Source organism: Brevundimonas sp. GW460-12-10-14-LB2 (assembly GCF_001636925.1).
GTDB classification, from domain to species: Bacteria; Pseudomonadota; Alphaproteobacteria; order Caulobacterales; family Caulobacteraceae; genus Brevundimonas; species Brevundimonas vesicularis.
On sequence record NZ_CP015511.1, the window covers coordinates 2,799,826 to 2,820,753 of the forward strand.

17 protein-coding genes, 4 tRNA genes and 3 rRNA genes are annotated in these 20,928 nt (G+C 63.3%); 15 read left to right on the plus strand and 9 right to left on the minus strand.

The annotated features are described in order from the left end of the window. The first annotated feature begins 1 nt into the window (after window position 1). The 9 genes from A4249_RS13870 (at window position 2) to A4249_RS13910 (ending at window position 7,482) form a co-directional block, all read left to right on the plus strand. Window positions 2-931, plus strand: coding sequence for an electron transfer flavoprotein subunit alpha/FixB family protein (locus A4249_RS13870; protein WP_066553668.1), 930 nt, complete (start codon window positions 2-4; stop codon window positions 929-931). 76 nt (window positions 932-1,007) lie between these two features. Beyond that, a complete protein-coding gene (locus tag A4249_RS13875; protein WP_066553669.1) occupies window positions 1,008-1,298 on the plus strand; it encodes a DUF167 domain-containing protein in 291 nt (96 codons plus the stop codon). 54 nt (window positions 1,299-1,352) lie between these two features. Next, entirely contained in the window at window positions 1,353-1,553 is a 201-nt protein-coding gene (locus A4249_RS13880) for a hypothetical protein (protein WP_055755043.1), read from the plus strand. 671 nt (window positions 1,554-2,224) lie between these two features. Further along, window positions 2,225-3,685 (plus strand): 16S ribosomal RNA (locus A4249_RS13885). Between the two features lie 221 nt (window positions 3,686-3,906). Then, a tRNA-Ile gene (locus A4249_RS13890) sits at window positions 3,907-3,983 on the plus strand. Between the two features lie 83 nt (window positions 3,984-4,066). After that, a tRNA-Ala gene (locus A4249_RS13895) sits at window positions 4,067-4,142 on the plus strand. Window positions 4,143-4,342: 200 nt separating this feature from the next. After that, window positions 4,343-7,116, plus strand: a 23S ribosomal RNA gene (locus tag A4249_RS13900). 87 nt (window positions 7,117-7,203) lie between these two features. Beyond that, window positions 7,204-7,318: ribosomal RNA gene (gene rrf, locus A4249_RS13905) — 5S ribosomal RNA — on the plus strand. Together the 16S, 23S and 5S rRNA genes with 3 tRNA genes alongside form the textbook arrangement of a ribosomal RNA operon. Window positions 7,319-7,405: 87 nt before the next feature. Continuing rightward, window positions 7,406-7,482, plus strand: a tRNA-Met gene (locus A4249_RS13910). 581 nt (window positions 7,483-8,063) lie between these two features. On the opposite strand, the gene A4249_RS16680 is transcribed toward A4249_RS13910, so the two are convergent. The 5 genes from A4249_RS16680 to A4249_RS13935 form a co-directional block, all read right to left on the minus strand. After that, the gene (locus tag A4249_RS16680) at window positions 8,064-8,225 is read right to left on the minus strand and encodes a hypothetical protein (protein WP_153923917.1); all 162 of its coding nucleotides are present in this window, start codon (window positions 8,223-8,225) and stop codon (window positions 8,064-8,066) included. An 88-nt stretch (window positions 8,226-8,313) separates the two neighbouring features. After that, window positions 8,314-10,347, minus strand: coding sequence for a TonB-dependent receptor (locus A4249_RS13920; protein ID WP_066553675.1), 2,034 nt, complete (start codon window positions 10,345-10,347; stop codon window positions 8,314-8,316). Between the two features lie 155 nt (window positions 10,348-10,502). Next, window positions 10,503-10,579 (minus strand) — tRNA-Arg (locus tag A4249_RS13925). Window positions 10,580-10,754: 175 nt separating this feature from the next. After that, on the minus strand, window positions 10,755-11,552 hold the full coding sequence (locus A4249_RS13930) for an SDR family oxidoreductase (protein ID WP_066553678.1): 798 nt from the start codon (window positions 11,550-11,552) through the stop codon (window positions 10,755-10,757). After that, window positions 11,549-11,854 carry a 4a-hydroxytetrahydrobiopterin dehydratase gene (locus A4249_RS13935; RefSeq protein WP_082854180.1) on the minus strand — a complete coding sequence of 102 codons (306 nt, stop codon included), beginning with the start codon at window positions 11,852-11,854 and terminating at the stop codon, window positions 11,549-11,551. Before A4249_RS13935 ends, A4249_RS13930 begins: the two co-directional genes overlap by 4 nt. A 157-nt stretch (window positions 11,855-12,011) precedes the next feature. Here A4249_RS13935 and A4249_RS13940 point away from each other — a divergent pair, with 157 nt between their 5' ends. The 4 genes from A4249_RS13940 to A4249_RS13955 are packed head-to-tail and all read left to right on the plus strand — an operon-like array spanning window position 12,012 to window position 15,609. Continuing rightward, complete coding sequence (locus A4249_RS13940) at window positions 12,012-12,713, plus strand: Crp/Fnr family transcriptional regulator (protein ID WP_066553682.1); 702 nt, start codon at window positions 12,012-12,014, stop codon at window positions 12,711-12,713. A 51-nt stretch (window positions 12,714-12,764) separates the two neighbouring features. Then, complete coding sequence (locus tag A4249_RS13945; protein WP_066553684.1) at window positions 12,765-13,553, plus strand: class I SAM-dependent methyltransferase; 789 nt, start codon at window positions 12,765-12,767, stop codon at window positions 13,551-13,553. Then, entirely contained in the window at window positions 13,541-15,121 is a 1,581-nt protein-coding gene (ubiB, locus tag A4249_RS13950; protein WP_066553687.1) for a 2-polyprenylphenol 6-hydroxylase, read from the plus strand. The genes A4249_RS13945 and ubiB overlap by 13 nt, the downstream gene beginning before the upstream one ends. Before the next feature lie 29 nt (window positions 15,122-15,150). Next, window positions 15,151-15,609 carry a hypothetical protein gene (locus A4249_RS13955; RefSeq protein WP_231868714.1) on the plus strand — a complete coding sequence of 153 codons (459 nt, stop codon included), beginning with the start codon at window positions 15,151-15,153 and terminating at the stop codon, window positions 15,607-15,609. Between the two features lie 3 nt (window positions 15,610-15,612). Here the strand turns inward: A4249_RS13955 and arfB are convergent, their stop codons facing one another. The 4 genes from arfB to A4249_RS13975 all read right to left on the minus strand — a co-directional run bounded on the left by arfB (window position 15,613) and on the right by A4249_RS13975 (window position 19,414). Continuing rightward, window positions 15,613-16,017, minus strand: coding sequence for an alternative ribosome rescue aminoacyl-tRNA hydrolase ArfB (gene arfB, locus A4249_RS13960; protein WP_066553693.1), 405 nt, complete (start codon window positions 16,015-16,017; stop codon window positions 15,613-15,615). Then, window positions 16,014-16,472 carry a YaiI/YqxD family protein gene (locus A4249_RS13965; RefSeq protein ID WP_066553696.1) on the minus strand — a complete coding sequence of 153 codons (459 nt, stop codon included), beginning with the start codon at window positions 16,470-16,472 and terminating at the stop codon, window positions 16,014-16,016. Before A4249_RS13965 ends, arfB begins: the two co-directional genes overlap by 4 nt. Before the next feature lie 123 nt (window positions 16,473-16,595). Beyond that, window positions 16,596-17,936, minus strand: a complete 1,341-nt coding sequence (locus tag A4249_RS13970; RefSeq protein ID WP_066553698.1) for an amidohydrolase family protein — start codon at window positions 17,934-17,936, stop codon at window positions 16,596-16,598. Beyond that, window positions 17,936-19,414, minus strand: coding sequence for an amidohydrolase (locus tag A4249_RS13975; RefSeq protein WP_066553699.1), 1,479 nt, complete (start codon window positions 19,412-19,414; stop codon window positions 17,936-17,938). Before A4249_RS13975 ends, A4249_RS13970 begins: the two co-directional genes overlap by 1 nt. A gap of 149 nt (window positions 19,415-19,563) precedes the next feature. On the opposite strand from A4249_RS13975, the gene trmB reads away from it, so the two are divergent. Together trmB and A4249_RS13985 are read left to right on the plus strand one after the other, a co-directional pair. Next, window positions 19,564-20,280 (plus strand): tRNA (guanosine(46)-N7)-methyltransferase TrmB, encoded by a 717-nt coding sequence (gene trmB, locus A4249_RS13980; protein ID WP_066553702.1) that lies wholly within the window; start codon window positions 19,564-19,566, stop codon window positions 20,278-20,280. A gap of 35 nt (window positions 20,281-20,315) precedes the next feature. Further along, entirely contained in the window at window positions 20,316-20,810 is a 495-nt protein-coding gene (locus A4249_RS13985) for a DUF1993 domain-containing protein (RefSeq protein WP_066553704.1), read from the plus strand. Window positions 20,811-20,928 lie beyond the last annotated feature (118 nt).

Sequence of the window (20,928 nt, forward strand, 5' to 3'; positions counted from 1 at the left end):
TATGGCTGTCCTCGTCATCGCCGATCACGACGGTTTGACCGTTCGCGACACCACCCACAAGACCGTGACAGCCGCGCTGGGCCTGTCGCCCGATGTCGACGTCCTGGTCCTGGGGCAGGGGGCGCAGGCCGCCGCCGATAGCGCCGCCAAGATCGCTGGCGTCCGCAAGGTGCTGCTGGCCGAGGGCGCCGGTTTGGGCAAGATGCTGGCTGAGGCGGTCGAGGCGACCGTCCTGCCGCTGGCTGGGAGCTACGACGCCATCCTGACGCCTGCGACCACGGACGGGAAGAACTTCGCCCCGCGTCTTGCCGCCAAGCTGGACGTCGCGCCGATTTCGGACATCATCGAGGTGGTGTCGGCCGATACCTTCGTGCGCCCCATCTATGCCGGCAATGCGCTGGAGACGATCCAGTCGGTCGATGCCAAGAAGGTGATCACGGTGCGCCCGACCGCCTTCGCCGCCGCCGCCGAAGGCGGATCGGCTGCGGTCGAGAGCGTCGCCGGCGCCGACGCGCCCAAGACGGCCTTCGTGTCCGAGGAAATGGTCAAGTCGGACCGGCCCGAACTGGGCGCCGCCAAGATCATCGTCTCGGGCGGTCGCGCCCTGGGCTCGGCGGACGAGTTCCATGCCGTGATGGAGCCGCTCGCCGACAAGCTGGGCGCCGCCATCGGCGCCTCGCGGGCGGCGGTCGACGCCGGCTATGCGCCCAACGACTATCAGGTCGGTCAGACCGGCAAGGTGGTCGCCCCGGCGCTCTACATCGCCATCGGCATCTCGGGCGCCATTCAGCACTTGGCCGGGATGAAGGACTCCAAGACCATCGTCGCCATCAACAAGGACGCGGACGCCCCGATCTTCCAGGTCGCGGACTATGGTCTGGTCGGCGACTACAAGACGGTGGTGCCGGAACTGATGGCCGCCTTGGGCTAGGCCCAGGTCGAATCGATCTGAAGAGGGCGCGACGCCGATCGGAGCCGCGCCCTTTTTCTTGCCCGTAGAGGACGGCATGGCGAACTTGCCCATAAGGCTGCAGCCTGGCGCTGCGGCCGATCGCATCGACGGCTGGACGACCGACGCCGAGGGACGACCCGTGCTCAAGGTGCGCGTCCGCGCCCGTCCGATCGAGGGAGAGGCCAACGACGCCCTGATCCGGATGCTGGCCAAAAGCCTTGGCGTGCCGAAGTCGTCGATCAGCGTGGGACGCGGCGGACAGTCGCGCTCGAAAATGATCGTCGTGCAGGGACTGGATGACGAAGAGCTGCGCTCGCGCCTCGTCGACGGTCTTTCTGGCGATTGAGGAGAGCCATCCGGCCGATTGATGCGTTCTGCATCGGAACAGGAGACCAGCCCAATGACGATGGACGCCCGCATCCTCCACGCCCGCAGCGGCGTCACGCTCGAGCAGAAGGACGATGTCTATAGGGTCTCAAGCCTGCGGCTGTCCGACCCGGCGACTTTCTCGGAAGAGGCGGACGCCCAACGCGCCTTCGATGATGAGGTCGCGGCCTCCGAGCAGGATCCAGAGCTGATGTCGCGTCTCGGTGGGGCCTGAAAAGGCGAAACGCCCGGATTTGCGGGCCCCGAACAGGCTCAAGGACTGCGATTCCTGATCGACGATCATGAGTCTGCGAGAAACTTCCCCTTGTTGGTCAGAATCCGCTTGCTGACAAATCCGCCTCTCCGTATAGAGCCGCCTCGCTCGGAAACGGGCCGGCCGGCGGGGCCGCGGGGGTTTAGGTCCTCACGGTTTCACGGAAGAAAGAAGCGAAAAACTTCTTGCTTTCATCGGTTGGTTTAACTAGGTTCCGCGCTCCAATCGAATCGCCGACGGGTTTTTAGAGGTAAGCCTCGCTTTCCTCCGGTGGTTTCTTGCGGTCTGAAGGGTTCGCTCTTCTCTCCGAAAGATCTCTGAAAAGAGCGGTTGACACGGGGTTTGCGGTTCTCTAAATCGCCGCCTCCGCCGACGACACGGCGTTAAACGGTCGGGCCTCTTCGGAGGTTCCACGGTCTTTGACATTGTTGATTTGGAAAGAGAAACGCAGGCGGCGGTGTTCTTGCGATGACCCTAGAAGGTCATCATACGACACTGACTATCTGCGGTCTTTTTGAAAAGATACCATGCGTCGGTCTTCGGATCGATGACGTGGGAACTCGTCAATAAAATACGTAGAACTAATGCCAAGACCGCTTCGGTGGTCTTCAAGCTTAGGTCAGAAGTCAACTCAACCTGAGAGTTTGATCCTGGCTCAGAGCGAACGCTGGCGGCAGGCCTAACACATGCAAGTCGAACGAACTCTTCGGAGTTAGTGGCGGACGGGTGAGTAACACGTGGGAACGTGCCTTTAGGTTCGGAATAACTCAGGGAAACTTGTGCTAATACCGAATGTGCCCTTCGGGGGAAAGATTTATCGCCTTTAGAGCGGCCCGCGTCTGATTAGCTAGTTGGTGAGGTAAAGGCTCACCAAGGCGACGATCAGTAGCTGGTCTGAGAGGATGATCAGCCACATTGGGACTGAGACACGGCCCAAACTCCTACGGGAGGCAGCAGTGGGGAATCTTGCGCAATGGGCGAAAGCCTGACGCAGCCATGCCGCGTGAATGATGAAGGTCTTAGGATTGTAAAATTCTTTCACCGGGGACGATAATGACGGTACCCGGAGAAGAAGCCCCGGCTAACTTCGTGCCAGCAGCCGCGGTAATACGAAGGGGGCTAGCGTTGCTCGGAATTACTGGGCGTAAAGGGAGCGTAGGCGGACATTTAAGTCAGGGGTGAAATCCCGGGGCTCAACCTCGGAATTGCCTTTGATACTGGGTGTCTTGAGTATGAGAGAGGTGTGTGGAACTCCGAGTGTAGAGGTGAAATTCGTAGATATTCGGAAGAACACCAGTGGCGAAGGCGACACACTGGCTCATTACTGACGCTGAGGCTCGAAAGCGTGGGGAGCAAACAGGATTAGATACCCTGGTAGTCCACGCCGTAAACGATGATTGCTAGTTGTCGGGATGCATGCATTTCGGTGACGCAGCTAACGCATTAAGCAATCCGCCTGGGGAGTACGGTCGCAAGATTAAAACTCAAAGGAATTGACGGGGGCCCGCACAAGCGGTGGAGCATGTGGTTTAATTCGAAGCAACGCGCAGAACCTTACCACCTTTTGACATGCCTGGACCGCCAGAGAGATCTGGCTTTCCCTTCGGGGACTAGGACACAGGTGCTGCATGGCTGTCGTCAGCTCGTGTCGTGAGATGTTGGGTTAAGTCCCGCAACGAGCGCAACCCTCGCCATTAGTTGCCATCATTTAGTTGGGAACTCTAATGGGACTGCCGGTGCTAAGCCGGAGGAAGGTGGGGATGACGTCAAGTCCTCATGGCCCTTACAGGGTGGGCTACACACGTGCTACAATGGCGACTACAGAGGGTTAATCCTTAAAAGTCGTCTCAGTTCGGATTGTCCTCTGCAACTCGAGGGCATGAAGTTGGAATCGCTAGTAATCGCGGATCAGCATGCCGCGGTGAATACGTTCCCGGGCCTTGTACACACCGCCCGTCACACCATGGGAGTTGGTTCTACCCGAAGGCGCTGCGCTGACCGCAAGGAGGCAGGCGACCACGGTAGGGTCAGCGACTGGGGTGAAGTCGTAACAAGGTAGCCGTAGGGGAACCTGCGGCTGGATCACCTCCTTTCTAAGGATGCTTCTCCAGGCCGTCTCTCACGAGACTGTCTATTGAGGCTCCAATAGCTGATGCGCTCAAGCAGCAATGCGATAGCGCTAGGCATAAACGGCGGAACGCCGCCGTCTCCGTTTCTCTTTCCACTTTCGTCATCGACGCCTCGACCATACGGGTCGTTGAGTTGGTGACGCGATCGCGAGCCTGGGTGTCTATGACCCGGCTGTCGCTGCCATAGGCCCGTAGCTCAGGTGGTTAGAGCGTACGCCTGATAAGCGTAAGGTCGGCAGTTCGAGTCTGCCCGGGCCTACCAGGACTTCTGGTTCGCTGGGGTTCTCAGCCTCAAGACGGCATCGCCGACAGCTCTCCTGGGCTTCGCACTATTCCTGATGGAATGGGGCCATAGCTCAGTTGGTAGAGCGCCTGCTTTGCAAGCAGGATGTCGTCGGTTCGACTCCGTCTGGCTCCACCAGGATCTTGTGATCGCATCAAGAATTGCCCGTCGGCGCTCGCCGGCTGGCATTGATATCGTAAAGGAAGAACGTGACCGGCTCCCCTGAGCTTTGAGGTCTCTGTTCGAGAAGAAGACATTGTCTGACAAAAATCAGGCTTGGTCCCCCGGCATCTTTCCAGTCGGGCGGAATAAACCAAGCATGAGTTTTGCTGAGAAACGATCAAACGTTGAAGGGCTTCTGACGGATGCCTTGGCGTAGAGAGGCGATGAAGGACGTGGCAAGCTGCGATAAGAACCGGGGAGGCGCTAGCACCCTTTGATCCGGTTATTTCCGAATGGGGAAACCCACCTTTACAGTCTTCCAACTCTGCTCTTCGGGGCAGCGATTGGCGGATTGTTGAAAGGTATAATGAGCTGAATACATAGGCTTCATTAAGCGAACCCGGGGAACTGAAACATCTCAGTACCCGGAGGAAAGGACATCAACCGAGACTCCCGTAGTAGTGGCGAGCGAACCGGGACCAGGCCAGTGCTCTTGTGAAATAAAGACGAACGATCTGGAAAGGTCGGCCATAGTGGGTGAAAGCCCGTAGTCATCAAACAGCAAGAGACTCGAGTAGGGCGGGACACGTGAAATCCTGTCTGAACATGGGGGGACCACCCTCCAAGCCTAAGTACTCCTCTACGACCGATAGTGAACAAGTACCGTGAGGGAAAGGTGAAAAGCACCCGACAAGGGGAGTGAAACAGATCCTGAAATCGGAAGCCTACAAGCAGTCGGAGCCGCCAAGCGCGGTGACGGCGTACCTTTTGTATAATGGGTCAGCGACTTCATGTGTCGAGCAAGCTTAAGCCGTTAGGTGTAGGCGCAGCGAAAGCGAGTCTGAATAGGGCGATAAGTTCGACGTATGACGACCCGAAACCAGGTGATCTATCCATGAGCAGGTTGAAGGTTGGGTAACACCAACTGGAGGACCGAACCCGTGAATGTTGAAAAATTCTGGGATGACTTGTGGATAGGGGTGAAAGGCCAATCAAACCTGGACATAGCTGGTTCTCCGCGAAATCTATTTAGGTAGAGCGTCCGACGAATTCCTTGGGGGGTAGAGCACTGGATGGTTGCGGGCTGCGCGAGCGGTACCAATACTAACCAAACTCCGAATACCCAAGAGAACTATCGGGCAGACACACGGCGGGTGCTAACGTCCGTCGTGAAAAGGGAAACAACCCTAACCATCATCTAAGGCCCCAAGTCACGGCTAAGTGGGAAACGATGTGGGATTGCTTTGACAATCAGGAGGTTGGCTTAGAAGCAGCCATCCTTTAAAGAAAGCGTAACAGCTCACTGATCAAGCGATCCTGCGCGGAAAATGTAACGGGGCTCAAGCCGTGCGCCGAAGATATGGGTTTGCAGTTTACTGCAAGCGGTAGCGGAGCGTTCCGTAGGCCGGTGAAGGTCAGGCGTGAGCCTGGCTGGAGGTATCGGAAGTGAGAATGCTGACATGAGTAACGATAAGAGTGTGAGAGACACTCTCGCCGAAAGACCAAGGGTTCCTGCGTAAAGCTAATCTGCGCAGGGTTAGTCGGCCCCTAAGGCGAGGCTGAAAAGCGTAGTCGATGGGAAGCAGGTAAATATTCCTGCACCAGCTGGAAGTGACGGATGGCTTAACTCGTACCCACTTATTGGATTGTGTGTGCGGGGCGTTGTCCCAGGAAATAACTCCAGCAGAGACCGTACCCGAAACCGACACAGGTGGTCAGGTAGAGCATACCAAGGCGTTTGAGAGAACTATGCTGAAGGAACTCGGCAAATTGCACGCGTAACTTCGGAATAAGCGTGACTCACCTTGCGCAAGCAGGACTGAGTGGCACAAGCCAGGGGTAGCGACTGTTTAGCAAAAACACAGGGCTCTGCGAAGCAGCAATGCGACGTATAGGGTCTGACGCCTGCCCGGTGCCTGAAGGTTAAAGGGAGATGTGAAAGCGTCGAACTGAAGCCCAGGTAAACGGCGGCCGTAACTATAACGGTCCTAAGGTAGCGAAATTCCTTGTCGGGTAAGTTCCGACCTGCACGAATGGCGTAACGACTTCCCCACTGTCTCCAGCATAGGCTCAGTGAAATTGAATTCCCCGTGAAGATGCGGGGTTCCCGCGGTCAGACGGAAAGACCCTATGAACCTTTACTATAGCTTCGCCTTGGCGTTAGCGACCGTATGTGTAGGATAGGTGGGAGACTATGAAACCGGGGCGCCAGCTCTGGTGGAGTCGTCCTTGAAATACCACCCTTACTGTCGTTGACGTCTAACCGAGGGCCGTTATCCGGTCCCGGGACATGGCGTGGTGGGTAGTTTGACTGGGGCGGTCGCCTCCTAAAGTGTAACGGAGGCGCGCGATGGTGGGCTCAGACCGGTCGGAAATCGGTCGTCGAGTGCAATGGCATAAGCCCGCCTGACTGCGAGACTGACAAGTCGAGCAGAGACGAAAGTCGGCCATAGTGATCCGGTGGTCCCGAGTGGAAGGGCCATCGCTCAACGGATAAAAGGTACTCTAGGGATAACAGGCTGATTTTGCCCAAGAGTCCATATCGACGGCAAAGTTTGGCACCTCGATGTCGGCTCATCACATCCTGGGGCTGGAGCAGGTCCCAAGGGTATGGCTGTTCGCCATTTAAAGTGGTACGTGAGCTGGGTTCAGAACGTCGTGAGACAGTTTGGTCCCTATCTGCCGTGGGTGTTCGAAGCTTGAGAGGATCTGTCCCTAGTACGAGAGGACCGGGATGGACATACCTCTGGTGTACCTGTCATGGCGCCAGCTGTGCAGCAGGGTAGCTAAGTATGGAATAGATAACCGCTGAAAGCATCTAAGCGGGAAACTAACCTCAAAACAAGGCTTCGCTGAGGATCGTGGAAGACTACCACGTTGATAGGCCAGGTGTGGAAGTGGGGCGACCCATGAAGCTTACTGGTACTAATAATCCGATCGGTTTGATCGTTTCTCAGCAAAACTCATTCGATGATTGCTCCTTGACCAGAGCAATCTCAGACAATGTCTTCTCATCATCCGCTGTCCCCCTGGTTGACCTGGTGGCTATGTCGGAGGTTCCCCACCCGATCCCATTCCGAACTCGGTCGTTAAGCCCTCCAGAGCCAATGGTACTTCGTCTCAAGGCGCGGGAGAGTAGGTCGCCGCCGGGTCTACCAGGCGGACAGCCGATGATGAACAAACACCGCAATCGCGGTCCTTCTCGAACCGTTCTTCCTTCACGATACACTACCGTTTGCCGCGGGATGGAGCAGCCCGGTAGCTCGTCAGGCTCATAACCTGAAGGTCGTAGGTTCAAATCCTACTCCCGCACCCAAAACACCAAAAAGCCCCACCGCCAAAAGCCGTGGGGCTTTCTGACGTCTGGCGGTCAACACCGAGCCGCAAACCTCGAGATCCGGCAAAACCAACTACGGCGCCCACTTTAACTTCAGGCCGATCGTGCGAGGCCGTAAAGACGTGATGGACTGGGTGTCGGAAAGGCGGAAAGGGTCGCTGTAGGCCAAGGTGTTGGCTTCGGTGTCGAAGAGAGTGTCCACGAAGACGATCGCTGTCCATCCCGCCGTTCCGACACCGAAGGCGCGCCTTCCCGTGGCGTAATCGCCCATTCGAATGCTGGCGGCCGCCGAAGGTCAGGCGCGAAGCGCCGACGTAGAAAGGGCCGCCGTCGATTAGAAGATCCAAACGCTCGCCCAGCGAAAGACGCCAACTGAAACCCACGGTCGCCGAGACCCAAGGCGCTCCTGGCAAACTCGCGTCTCGGCGGGAATCAAACCTCGCGCTGGGCGAGGTGATACGTGGGTCGGCGACAAGCCCGTTGGCCAATAGCTCAAGCATCTCAGAGGGACGATGAGCAGACGCGGCTTAGCAGGAACTCGGCACGCTGCTGCCGCGCGACTAAATCCCGCCGCTTCGCATGACGACGACCGCGATCAGCGTCAGAAAGACGACGGCTGCGGCCGCTATGGCGAGGGCTGTGATGCGAAAGGCGCCGCGTGTCGGCTTGTCGGGTCGGTCTTCGTAGCCGATAGGGACTTTGCGGGGTTCTTTGTCAGTCATAGGCGATCAACGCACGGAGGGGGTTCGCGTTCGCCGACGCGTGTGAGCTTTCGGCGGAGCCTTGGCTGCGCCGAAAGCTCAAGGTTCGTCAGAAGCGGTAGGCGACGCCGACCCGAAGGTTGCGGCCGGGCAGAGGGGCGATGTCCTTGAGGAAGGACACGTGTTCGCGGGCTTCCTCGTCCGTCAGGTTCCGCGCCTCGGCGAACAGGGTGACGTTCTGCTGGGCGAAGGGGCGAACCGCCACTGACGCATTGACCAGGGTGTAGTCGTCGGTCGGCAGTTCGAATTCGTTGGCGATGCGGTCCTGTTCGCCGACGTGACGGACCTCGGCGCTGGCGTCGAACCTGGTCGAGGTCCAGGCCAGACGTCCGGTCACGGAGTAGGGCGGGATCCGCGCGGCAGGACCGAAGTCCGTCTGGGCGTGGACATAGTCGGCCGCGCCTTCCAGCGACAGTTTGCGATCGCCGTCCTGCCAAAGCGCATAGGCGCCTTCCAGCTCGAAGCCATAGAACTTCGCGTCGGTCTGGACGAACCGATAGATGGGGAAGAACTCGTCCTCTTCCTCGAAATAGAACTGGTCGCCCGTCGGCCGTTCGTCGATGAAGCCGTTATACCAGGAGTGATAGACGTGCAGATCGCCGGTGAATCGGCCGCGGTCATAGTGGGCGGTCCCCTCCAGCGTCGTCACCTTCTCGGAGTTCAGCGTCAGGTCGCCGGTCTCGTAGGCGGCGGTGGCGATGTGGACGCCGTCGGCGAACAACTCGACCTCGCTGGGCGCGCGTTCATTGTGGGCTAGGCTAAGGCCCAGGAACAGGCCGGTGGTCGGGCGGATGAAGGCGGCGGCGGACGCCGACCAGTTGTCGAACTCGCGCGTGACTTCGCTGGCGCCGCCGATGGGCGTGCCGCTGAGTTCACGCCGGTCATAGCGCAGGCCGCCCTCGAAGCCATGGTTGCCGAGGTCCAGACGCTGCACCGTATACAGGCCCAGTTCATCGATCTTGACGCTGGGCACGAAGGCCTCCTCGCCAATCGCTTCGAAGTCACGCGACAGGGCCTGGACGCCGACGGCGCCGTTCCAGCCGTTGCGTTCGCGCTGGACAAGGTCCGCACGGCCTTCCCAGCCGTCGGAGTTGAAGATGGTGCCCGGCTCGCCCACGGCCTCGAACTCGGTGTGGGTGTAGTCGGCATGGCCGTAGGAGCCGCGCAGGGCCGAGAAGGGGCCGCTGTCGAAACGGTATTCGCCGCGCGCGTCCCACCGCTTCTGGTTCAGCTTGATGAAGACCGATTCCTCGGCGACCGTGCCGTATTCGCTGTCGGTGTTTTTGTAGGAGGCGCCAGCGAAACCCTTGTCGCCGATGTAGGAACCGCCGACGCCCCAGGCTTCCAGGTCGGTATAGCTGTTGGGCTGGATTCCGGTGTCCTCGCGCGCAAGGCCTTCGGCGGCGGCGCGCCTGGCGGAAATGGCCGGGGCGGGGATGTCGTAGTCGTCGGTCTTGCGCTTCACCCCATCGACGTTGAAGGCGAAGTTTCCACTGCCGACGGTCACGCGCCCGAAGGCGCTACGGCCGTCATCGACGCTGGAAGCCTGGGTGGAGACCACGCCGGACACGCCGCCCTCGGGGATTTCGGTGGGGATGCGATCGTCCAGAACATTGACCACGCCGCCAATGGCCGAGCCGCCATAGACCAGCGTCGCGGGCCCGCGAATGATCTCGATACGATTGGCCTCGGCCGGATCGGTGGCCACAGCGTGGTCGGGCGAGACAGAGCTCGCGTCAATCAGACCAATGCCGTTGGTCAGCACCTGGACGCGCGGCCCGCTGAGGCCGCGAATGACAGGCCGGCTGGCGCCCGGCGCGAAGTCGGTCGAACGGATGCCCGGACGCCCGCTCAGCATATCGCCGAGCGAGGCCGCCGGCGCCGTGGCCAAGGTCTGTTCGTCCACGACGTCCGTCGCGATTACCGAGGCTCGCTGGCTGATGCCATAGGGCGCGCCCGTGACGATGATATCGCCCAACTCCGCCGGGGCTTGCGGAGCGGACTGCGCGGCGGCGGCGCCGGCCAGAATCGTGGAGCCTGCGGCCGCCATGAGCAGGGATCGCGAGACGCTTGAGGGACGCATGGAAAAACTCTCAGCCTAGGGAGGAGGTGACTTGTTACGAGATAACGTCACATAGGCTTTGCGCAATCAAGAACCCGACGACGATTTTGTGTCGGGCGTGTCTCTAGGGGCGCCGCCGGCCGGAGACGAGTCGTGGACTATCTTGAAGGGGAAAATGGCGCACCCGACAGGATTCGAACCTGTGACCTCTGCCTTCGGAGGGCAGCACTCTATCCAGCTGAGCTACGGGTGCGTCGGCCGGCGCGACGCCGGAACAGGCCGCTTACAGCATGGCGCAAGCGGCCTCAATCCCGAATGCGCGGATGACGACCGGATGGCCGCCACCAATCACCGACAAGGAAGGCCGCCGGCCTCAAGCAGCGCGATGCGCGATAGGCCCAAAAAGAATGCAGTAGCGCGCTCGCGCCCTACTGCGCCGTCATGCCGCCGTCGATCTTGAACTCGGACCCCGTGACGAACTTGGATTCGTCGGACGCCAGATAGAGAACGCAGTAGGCGACGTCGTCCGGTTCGCCGATCCGCTTCAAGGGAATGCCACGCGAGAGGCGCTCGTGCGCCTTGTCCTCGTCCCCGCCGGCCATGGCGATGAAGGGATCCAGGATCGGCGTCTTGATGAAGACGGGATGGACCGAGTTGCAGCGTACGTTCCATTCGGCCTTGGCGGCCTCAAGCGCCAGGGTCTTGGTGTACATCCAGACCGCCGCCTTGGTGGCGTTATAGGCGCCCATGCCGGGGGCGGCCGCGAGCCCTGCAATCGAGGAGATGTTGATGATCGAGGCCGGAGCCGAGGCGCGCAGATGCGGCATGGCGTGTTTGGCCCCCAGCATGATGGAGCGCAGATTGATCTCGTACTGACGCTGCCAGTTCTCGACCGTGTCCTGTTCGACGAAGGCCAGGGGGCCGCCGACGCCGGCGTTGTTGACCAGCACCGACAGGCCGCCGAGATCGGCGACGGCGGCGGCGATCACGCCTTTCCATTCGGCCTCGCTGGCCACGTCGTGGGCATAGGCGAAGGCGGCGTCCGGAATTTCCGCATTGATCCGGCTCGCCAGGGCTTGAGCGCGTGCGGCGTCGATGTCGGTGACGGCGACGCGGGCGCCTTCGCGGGCCAGCATGAAGGCCATGGCTTCGCCCAGGCCGCCGGCCGCGCCGGTGATCAGGGCCGTCTTGCCGGCGACGCGGCCGGAACGCGCGGAGCCGCTCACGACTTCACCCCCATGCCGGCGGCGGCGTCGTCAATGAAGCGGGCCAGGGTCACGTCCTTGTCCGTCACGCCATCGGCGTCGTGGGTGGTGAGCAGGATCTCGACCCGGTCGTAGACATTCGACCATTCGGGATGGTGGTCCATCTTGTCGGCCATCAGGGCGACGCGGGTCATGAAGCCGAAGGCGGCGTTGAAATCCGCGAACGTCAGCGTCCGCGTGATGGCCGGGCGATCGCCGTCATGCGCGCGCCAGGCGGGCAAATCCTTCAGCGTTTCCGCTACGTCAAGCCGTGTGTCGGTCATCGCGTTTCCTCTTTTTCCATTTTGCGTAGGGCGCCTGATGGATGGCGGCAAGCGGCGAAGCCGCGCGGATCCGTCCAGGGAACCCATGGTCAAGCTTGTGCATTGAGCGAGCAGCGATCGTCGCTCTTCGGCGTCATCGGTCGCCAGCGGGGTTAGGATGGAAAATCTCTGGATCGCCGCCCTGGATGCGGCCGACCGCAAGCGGATCGAACCGCATTTGAAAGAGCGCGAGATCACACGCGGCCAGATGCTCTATGACGCCGGCGAGGCGGTCGATCAGGTGTGGTTTCCGATCAAGGGCGTGGTGTCGCTGATGACCATCCTGCCGGATGACAAGATGGTGGAGACGGCCGCCATAGGGCGCGAAGGCCTGATCGGCGTGACCTGCGGACCGTTCAACGCCCGCGCCGCCAGTCGGGCCATTTCCCAACGCGACGGGATAGCGGCCCATTGCTCGGCCGAGGTGTTCGGCGAGGCGCTGGAAGACAGCGAGACTCTGCGCTCAGCCCTGTCGCGCTTCACCGAAGGCTTGATGGCGCAGGTACAACAGGCGGCCGCCTGCAACGCCCAGCATCGGCTGGACGAACGGTTGGCCCGCTGGCTGCTGATGCTCCACGACCGGGCCGAGGACGATCGGATCGATCTGACCCAAGCCGATATCGCCGGCATGCTGGGCGTGCGTCGCGCCACGGTGTCGGAGGTCGGCACGGTGCTGGAGCGCAAGTCTCTGATCCAGCGTGGGCGCGGCTGTGTGAAGGTGCTGGATCGCGACGGCCTGGAGGCGGCCTCGTGCGGCTGTTACGGCCTGATGCGCGACGTGATGAAGGATTTGAAACTGCCGCAGCCCGAAGCGGCCTGATCGAGTGTCTCATCGGATGACGGGGGCGCTGCGACGCGCTAGACGACGACTATGACCGACGCCTCCTCCCACGGCCCGCATTCGTCGGGTGATCGTTCCTCCTTCGGCTTTCGCGACGTGGATGCGCGCGAGAAGGTCAAAATGGTGCGCGGGGTCTTCGATTCCGTCGCCTCCAACTACGATGTGATGAACGACCTGATGAGCGTCGGCGTCCACCGCATCTGGAAGGACATCGCCGCCGCCAAGCTGAACCCGCGTCCGGGCGAGACCATTCTGGACGTCGCGGGCGGCACCGGCGACATGGCGCGTCGCTATTCCAAGATGGCGCGCGCAGCCCAGGAGCGGCGCGGCGGCGAGGACGCCAATGTCATCGTGCTGGACTACAACGCCGAGATGATCCTGGCGGGCGTCCACAAAGGCGGCGAACCGGAGATGCAGTGGAGCGTCGGCGACGCCATGAACCTGCCGCTGCCAGACGCCTCGGTCGACGCCTATTCGATCAGTTTCGGCATCCGCAACGTGGCCCATATCGACAAGGCCTTGGCCGAGGCGCGCCGGGTGCTGAAGCCGGGCGGTCGGTTCCTGTGCCTGGAGTTCTCGCGCCCCACCACCACGCCGATCCGCAAGGTCTATGACGCCTGGTCCTTCCACGCCATTCCGCGCATCGGCGGCTGGGTCGCCAAGGATCGCGACAGCTATCAGTATCTGGTCGAGAGCATCCGTCGGTTCCCCGATCAGAATACGTTCAAGGGCATGATCGAGGACGCTGGCTTCCGCCGCGTGTCCGTCACCAATCTGTCGGGCGGGATCGCCGCCATCCATCACGGGTGGGCGATCTGACCAGCCGGATCTATCGCACGGCCCCGCCGCCGCCCGCGACGGTCGCGGTCCAGAACCCGGTTGCGTCCTTCCTGCGCCTGCTGGGCTGGCTGTGGGTCCTGGCGCGTCATGACGCCCTGATCCCGCGCGAGGTGACCCATCTGCTGCCGGCCTGGACGCGGCCGTTCGCCCGGTTCGTGCAACTCTTCTCAGGTCGGGCCGGGCGTCAGGGGCGGCCGGGCCAGAGGCTGGGCAAGGCGTTCGAGCATCTGGGCCCCGTGGCGATCAAGCTGGGTCAGGTCCTGGCGACGCGCGCCGATATCTTCGGGCTGGAGTTCGCGCGCGATCTTGGCCGGTTGAAGGACGCCCTGCCGCCGTTCTCTCTGGAAGAGGCGCGTCGCGAGATCGAGAAATCGCTGGGTCGTCCGGCCGAAAGCCTGTTCATCGACCTCAGCCCGCCGGTCGCCGCCGCCTCCCTGGCCCAGGCGCACCGCGCGACCCTGGCCGATGGGCGGGCCGTCGCGGTCAAGGTGCTGCGGCCGGGGGTCGAGCGGCGGGTCGCCAATGGCCTGGATTCGATGCGTCTGGCCGCCCGGCTGGTCTGGCGGCTTGTGCCGATGGCGCGGCGTCTGGAGCCGTCCGCCTTTGTCGAAACCATCGCCAACTCGCTGGATCTTGAGTTGGACATGCGGCTGGAAGCCGCCGCCGCCAGCGAGATGGCCGAGGTGTTGGCCAAGGACGGATATATGTCCGCGCCGGCCGTGATCTGGGACGGGGTGGGCAAGCGCGTGCTGACGCTGGAGTGGGCGCAAGGCGTGCCCATGACGGATCCGGCGCTGCTGGACCTGCCCGGACTGGACAAGGATCAGTTGGCCGACAATGTCGTGCGCGCCTTCCTGGTCCAAGCGTTGGACCATGGGGTGTTCCACGCCGACCTGCACGAGGGCAATCTGTTCGCCAGCGCGCCTGCCCATCTGACGGCGATCGATTTCGGCATCGTCGGGCGATTGGGCCCGGCCGAGCGGCGCTATCTGGCCGAGATCCTGTGGGGCTTCATCAGCCGCGACTACGACCGGATTTCGCGCGTGCATTTCGAGGCCGGCTACGTCCCGCCGCACCATTCGGTAGAGACTTTCGCCCAGGCTCTGCGCGCGGTCGGCGAGCCGGTGATCGGCCGCGCCGCCAGCCAGGTGTCGATGGGCCGGCTCCTGGGCCAGTTGTTCGAGATCACCGCCCTGTTCGACATGCGGCTGCGGCCCGAACTGATCCTGCTGCAAAAGACCATGGTCTCGGTCGAGGGCGTGGCGCGCCGGCTGCAACCCGATCACGATCTGTGGAAGGCCGCCCAGCCGGTGGTCGAACGCTGGATCCGCCGCGAGCTGGGACCGCAGGCACAGGCGCGTGATGCGATCAACGAAATGATCGCCGCCGCGCGCGCCATCTCGCGCCTGGTTCAGGAGCCGCCGCGCCCGGCGGCGGTGGTCATCGAAAAGTCGGGAACTCCGGCTTGGGTGACGGCTTCAGTCACGGTCGCGGTCATCGCGGCTTTGGCGGCCCTGGGCCTTTCGCTCTGGCCCTATCTGACCTGACCGGAGCTTTCGCTATGAAGCCGACCTTGATGAAGACCGCTATCGCCGCCGCCGTGCTGCTGGCGCCCGTGCCCGCCTTGGCTCAGGCCGCCGCCGGCGCCGTGCCGAACGGCTTCGACCGCCCGGCTCAAGCCGCAGCGCCTCAAGCCCGTCCCGCCGCTGCGCCCGCAACGGCGTCCGCCGCCCAGGCTCCCGACATCGTCCGTTCGGAAGAGGCGCTGCGCGCCGTGATCGCCGGCGCCCAGGGGACCGGCTTCGACTATTCGGATTTCACGACGGGTCTCGGAACCCAGATCCGTCAGCAGGAGGCCCAGGTGGTTCCGCTGATCAAGGGCTTCGGCGCCGTCAAGACGGTCGAATACGTCAAACAGGAAGGCGAGGCCCAGATGTTTAAGGTCACCTTCGACAATCAGGTCACCGAATGGCTGATCGGCTTCGACGCCGAGGACAAGATCGCCGCCCTGCTGTTCCGCCCGGCCGAGCGCTGACCGTCAATCCAGCGAAGGCTTGCCGCGCCCCGACTTGATCGAGGCGCGGGTCGTCTTGGCCTTGAGGCGGCGTTCCTTTGACGCCTTGGTCGGCCGGGTCGGCACGCGATAGACAGGACGGATCGAGGCCTCATCGACCATGGCCTGAAGCCGTTCGATGGCGTCGGCGCGATTGCGCTCCTGGGTGCGATGACGCACGGCGGTGATCAGGATCACCCCTTCCAGCGTCAGCCGGCTGCCGGCCAGCTTCATCAGCCGCACCTTGACCGGCTCGGTCAGGGACGGCGTGTTCTTCACGTCGAACCGCATCTGGACGGCGGTCGAGACCTTGTTGACGTTCTGCCCGCCCGGACCGCCCGCGCGGTAGAAGTGAAACTCCAGCTCGTCCTCGGGGATGACGGTGGTCATGTCGCCGCCTTGCGCGCCTTGACCACGGCCTGGTCCAGCGCTTGCAAGAAGCGCGAACGGTCAGCGGCCGAGAACGGCGGCGGACCGGATGTCGCTACGCCCATTGACCGCAGATGCTCGCCCACCATCCGTCCGGCAAGGGCCGAGCCGATGGAGTCCGGGGTGAAGGGCTGGCCGTTCGACTTCAGCGCCAGTGCGCCCGACTTCAGACAGCGGTCCGCCAAAGGTATGTCGGCGGTGATGACCACGTCGCCTACGCCCGCCCGCTCAGCGATCCAGTCGTCGGCGATGTCGGGGCCGGCGTCCACCACCACCTGTTCGATCAGCGCCTCGCGCGGAACCTGCATCCAGGTGTTGGAGACGACGTAGGTCTTCAGCCCATAGCGACGCGCGACGCGATACACCTCTTCCTTCACGGGGCAGGCGTCGGCGTCGATGTAGAGCACGGTGGGCATACTTGGTTGGGCCTATCGCGCTTCGCGCTACTTGAGGCCCAGCATACTGAGTTCGCACAGCGCCCCAACCAAAAAGGGCGGGACCGTGCGGCCCCGCCCTTTCCGTTCAGACCAAAGTGGTCCTCAGTTGCGATACGCCGGCGGCATTGGCGTCTGCTGGCGATAGCGGTCGCGCAACATCAGCGGGCGGCTGGTCAGGGGCTGTTCGACGCCATTGACGAAGACGGCCGACGGCTGGCTCAGCGGCTCCAGCGGATCGCCGGACCAGACCACGACATCGCCTGCCGCGCCCGGTGCGATCTGACCGAACTGACCGGCCATGCCGAAAATCCTGGCCGGATTGACCGTCAGGGCGGCGATGGCGGCGCCGTAGGGCAGGCCGTGCGAGACAGCGTTGCCGGCGTTGTAGCGGGCCTCGCGGGCGCGGTGGGTCGAACCCTCATTGCCCTTGATGGCGATCAAGACGCCCGCCGCATTCAGGGCCGCCGCATTCTCCGCCCGCGCCGCCCGCATCTCGAAATCGCTGGGCAGGTTGGAGATGGGGTTCAGCAGCACCGGCACGCCGGCGGCGGCGATGTCGCCGGCGACCAGCCAGCCTTCCTCGGCGCCGTCCAGGATCAGCTTGATCCCTTCCTCGCGAGCCAGGCGCAGCACTTGCTGAATGTCCGAGGCGCGGTGGACGGTGACGATCAGCGGCATGGTCCCGTTGGCGACGGGGATCAGAGCCTCGAGATCGGCGCGCGACAGGCTGAGGTCACGCAGGCCCGCCCGCTCATAGGCCGACTTGTTGCGGGCGTAGAGGCGGACCTCCGACAGCGTCTCCTTGAACAGGACGAACTGCGCCCCGCGCGCGCCGCCGGCGATGTCGGCGCCCGCTTCGCCGAACGGGGCGACCATGGCCACGCGCGGCTTGACCAGAATGTTGGATCCCTGGCCCAGATTGATGATCGCCGCCTGACCCGCGAACAGGCCCGGCGTCTGATAGCCGCCGTCCCCGGCGCCGGCCGTCTCGTCCTCATGCACATGGCCGCCGGACGAGCCGGGATGCTGGGGCACGACGATGGCTCGAGTGATGCCGCCCAACCGCGCGACCGGCAGGGTGAAGGACCAGGGATCCAGGCCGTAGGAGATGTCGAAGGCGGCGCTGAGGGTATTGGCGCTGTTGCGCAGTTCGTTGGTGCCGCTGACCGAGCCGACCTCGGTCCCAGCCAGGCCGGAATCCACAGCGACGAAACCGGGCGCGACCGTCTTGCCCGCCGCGTCGATGACGCGGGCGCCGGACGGCGCGCCGCCCGAGCCCACCGAGACGATCTTGCCGTCGCGGATCACGACCGTGCCGTTTTCGATCACGGAGTCGCCGGTCAGGATGCGCCCGCCGACAATGGCGACGGTTTCCTGCGCCATCGCAGGGGCGGCGAGAGACAGGGCCGCAGCGGCGCCCGCGAGGATGTGAGACAGGCGCATCAGCGGGCTCCTTCCGTGACGTTGGCGGCGGTCAGGCCGTATCCCGGCTGACCCAGTTCAAAGTCGCTGGTCGGTTGATAGGCGGGATTGCTGCGATCAAAGGTCAGGGCGCCGTCGATGAAGACCTGATCGGCGCGGGCGTAGATCGAAAAGGGATCGGCGCTCCAGATCACCACGTCGGCGCGCTTGCCGGGCTCCAGCGACCCGGTCTGGTCGGCGATGCCGATGGCCTTGGCGGCGTTGGAGGTGATCCAGCCGATGGCGTGTTCTTCGGAAATGTTCAGCCCGGCGCGGCGACCGGCCGACAGGGCGGCGGCGGCCTCCTGGTTCAACCGCTGGGTCAGTTCGGCGTCGTCGGAGTGGATGACGGCGCACGATCCCTGCTGGGCGTCGACCAGTGCGGCGTTCTCCTCGATGGCGTCCAAGGCCTCCATCTTGAAGCCCCACCAGCCGGTCCACATGGCCGCACAGATGCCGTTGGCGGCCAGTTGCGGCGCCAGCTTGTAGGCCTCCGTCGCGTGGTGGAAGGTCGTGATCCGGTAGCCGAACTCCTTGGCCATATCCATCATCAGGGCCATCTCGTCGGCGCGGTAGCAGTGGTTCTGGATCAGGATCGAGCCGTCCAGAACGCCCATCAGGGTTTCGTTCTGCAGGTTGCGGGTCGGGGCGGCGCCTTCGCCGTCCTCGCGCCACTTGTCCCACTTGGCCTTGTAGTCGCGCGCGGCGATGAAGGCGGCGCGATAGCCGGCCATATTGCCCATGCCCGTCGCCGGGCTCTGGTTGCGGCCGCCATAGACGCGCGACGGGTTCTCGCCGCAGGCCATCTTGACCGTATAGGGCGCGGCCGGGAACTTCAGGCCTTGCATGGTGATCGAGGGGACGTTTCGGATCGTGACGCCCCGGCCGCCGAACAGATTGGCCGAGCCGGGCAGGATGTGAAGCGTGGTCACGCCGCCGGCGCGGGCGGTGTTGAAACCAGGGTCCTGGGGCCAGAGCGAATGTTCGGCCCAGACCTGGGCGGTGTTCGGGCTGGTCGCCTCGTTGCCGTCGCTCATGCCCGAGACGCCGGGAGACGGATAGACGCCCAGGTGGCTGTGCACGTCGATGACGCCGGGGGTGACATAGCGGCCGCGCGCCTCGACGACGCGATAGCCGGAAGGGACGGGGGTCGAGGCGTCACCGACGGCGTCGATCTTGCCGTCAGTGACCACGACCACGCCGTTCTCGATCTTGCGATCCGTGCCGGTCAGGACGGTTGCGCCGACCACGGCGAAGTTCTCGCGCGGCAGGGGCTGATAGGTGGAGGGATAGGGATCCAGCGTCGTCGCGGGATCCAGACCGGCGGCCAAGGTCCGCTCCTTCGACGGTTTCGCGGCCGTATCATCAGGGGTCGAGCTGGTGGTGGCGCAGGCCGACAGGCCCAGCACGGCGCATGTAATGGCCGCGAGGCTGACGCCCCGCAGATGATGTCCGATCATCGAAATCCCTCTCCCGCGAAGCGTCAGCCCCGACGCCGCTTGTGATCGGCATAGAAGGGCGTTCGGCCGCGACCGTCAAAAGGTTTCGGCGTTCGTCTTCTGGACGCTAGTTCTGGACGCTTTGGCCGGCGACGGCTAACGGCAGACGCATGAACGCCGATGACCATCCCGAGGACGAAAACCCGCATCTCGACCGCCCGCTGCGATCGTTCGGCCGCATCAAGGCCCGCCCCATTAAGCCCCGCCAGGCGGCATTGATGGAGACCCTGCTGCCCGAGATCGCCGTGCCCGATCCCAAGGCCGGGCCGCTGGACCCCAAGACGATGATGCCCGAGGCGACCGAGGTCTGGCTGGAGATCGGCTTCGGCGGCGGCGAGCATATGGCCGCCCAGGCGGCGACGCGGCCCGACGCCCTGGTGATCGGCTGCGAGCCCTTCCTGAACGGGGTCGCCTCGGCCCTGCGTCACGTGGAAGAGGGCGGACTGAAGAACGTCCGCATCCATGCCGACGACGCGCGCGACCTGGTCGACGCCCTTCCGGACGCTTCGGTCGATCGGGTGCTGATCCTGTTCCCCGACCCGTGGCACAAGGCGCGCCACAACAAACGCCGTCTATTGCAGGACGAGACGGCCCAGGCCTTCGCCCGCATCCTGAAGCCTGGCGGGACCCTGCGCTTCGTCACCGATTGGCTGGACTACGCCGAATGGGCGCTGGAGCGGCTGAACCGCACGCCGGGACTGGAGCGGATCGGCTCCGCGGATCAGGACTGGTTCGTCCCGCCTGCCGATCACGTCGTGACCCGCTACGAAGAAAAGAAGCTTGGCGACACGACCCCGGTCTTCCTTGAATATCGGCGCGTCGATTAGCAGCTAAGGGGTCGTTCCAACCGGACCTGACCTCCATGGCCTTTTCGATCTACGACGCCTCGGCGCCCGTCTTCGTGCGTACGCTGAACAATCTGTCGGCCTTGCTCGACAAGGCGCTTGCCCAGGGGTTCGATGAGGCGGCCCTGATGGAGGCGCGTCTCGCCCCGGACATGAACCCGTTCCCAGCCCAGGTGCGCACGGCGGCGTTTTCGGCGCGGGCCTGCGTCGCCCGGCTGGTCGGACAGGACTGGCCCAAGACGGACGATACCGAAGCGTCGTTCGCCGAGCTGAAGGCCACCATCGCTCTGTCCATCGCCTATATCGAAAGCGTGCCCCGCGATGCCTTCGAGGGCGCCGAGACGCGCGAAGTGGTGCTGAAATTCCCTGGCGGGCAGCACGAGTTCAACGGCGTCGATTATCTGACGGGGTTTGCGCTGCCGAACTTCTTTTTCCACGTCACCATGACCTACGCCCTGTTGCGCGCGGCGGGCGTCGAGATCGGCAAGCGCGACTATCTGGGGCCGCGCTGACGGCGCGTTTGATCGCGGGGGGCTGACAACCTCTTTCGGTTGGCCTATATGGCGCTCACATCGTTAGACCGGCGTCCAACGGCGTCGTTCCAAGCGGCGGCCCGGACGGACCGCCGCT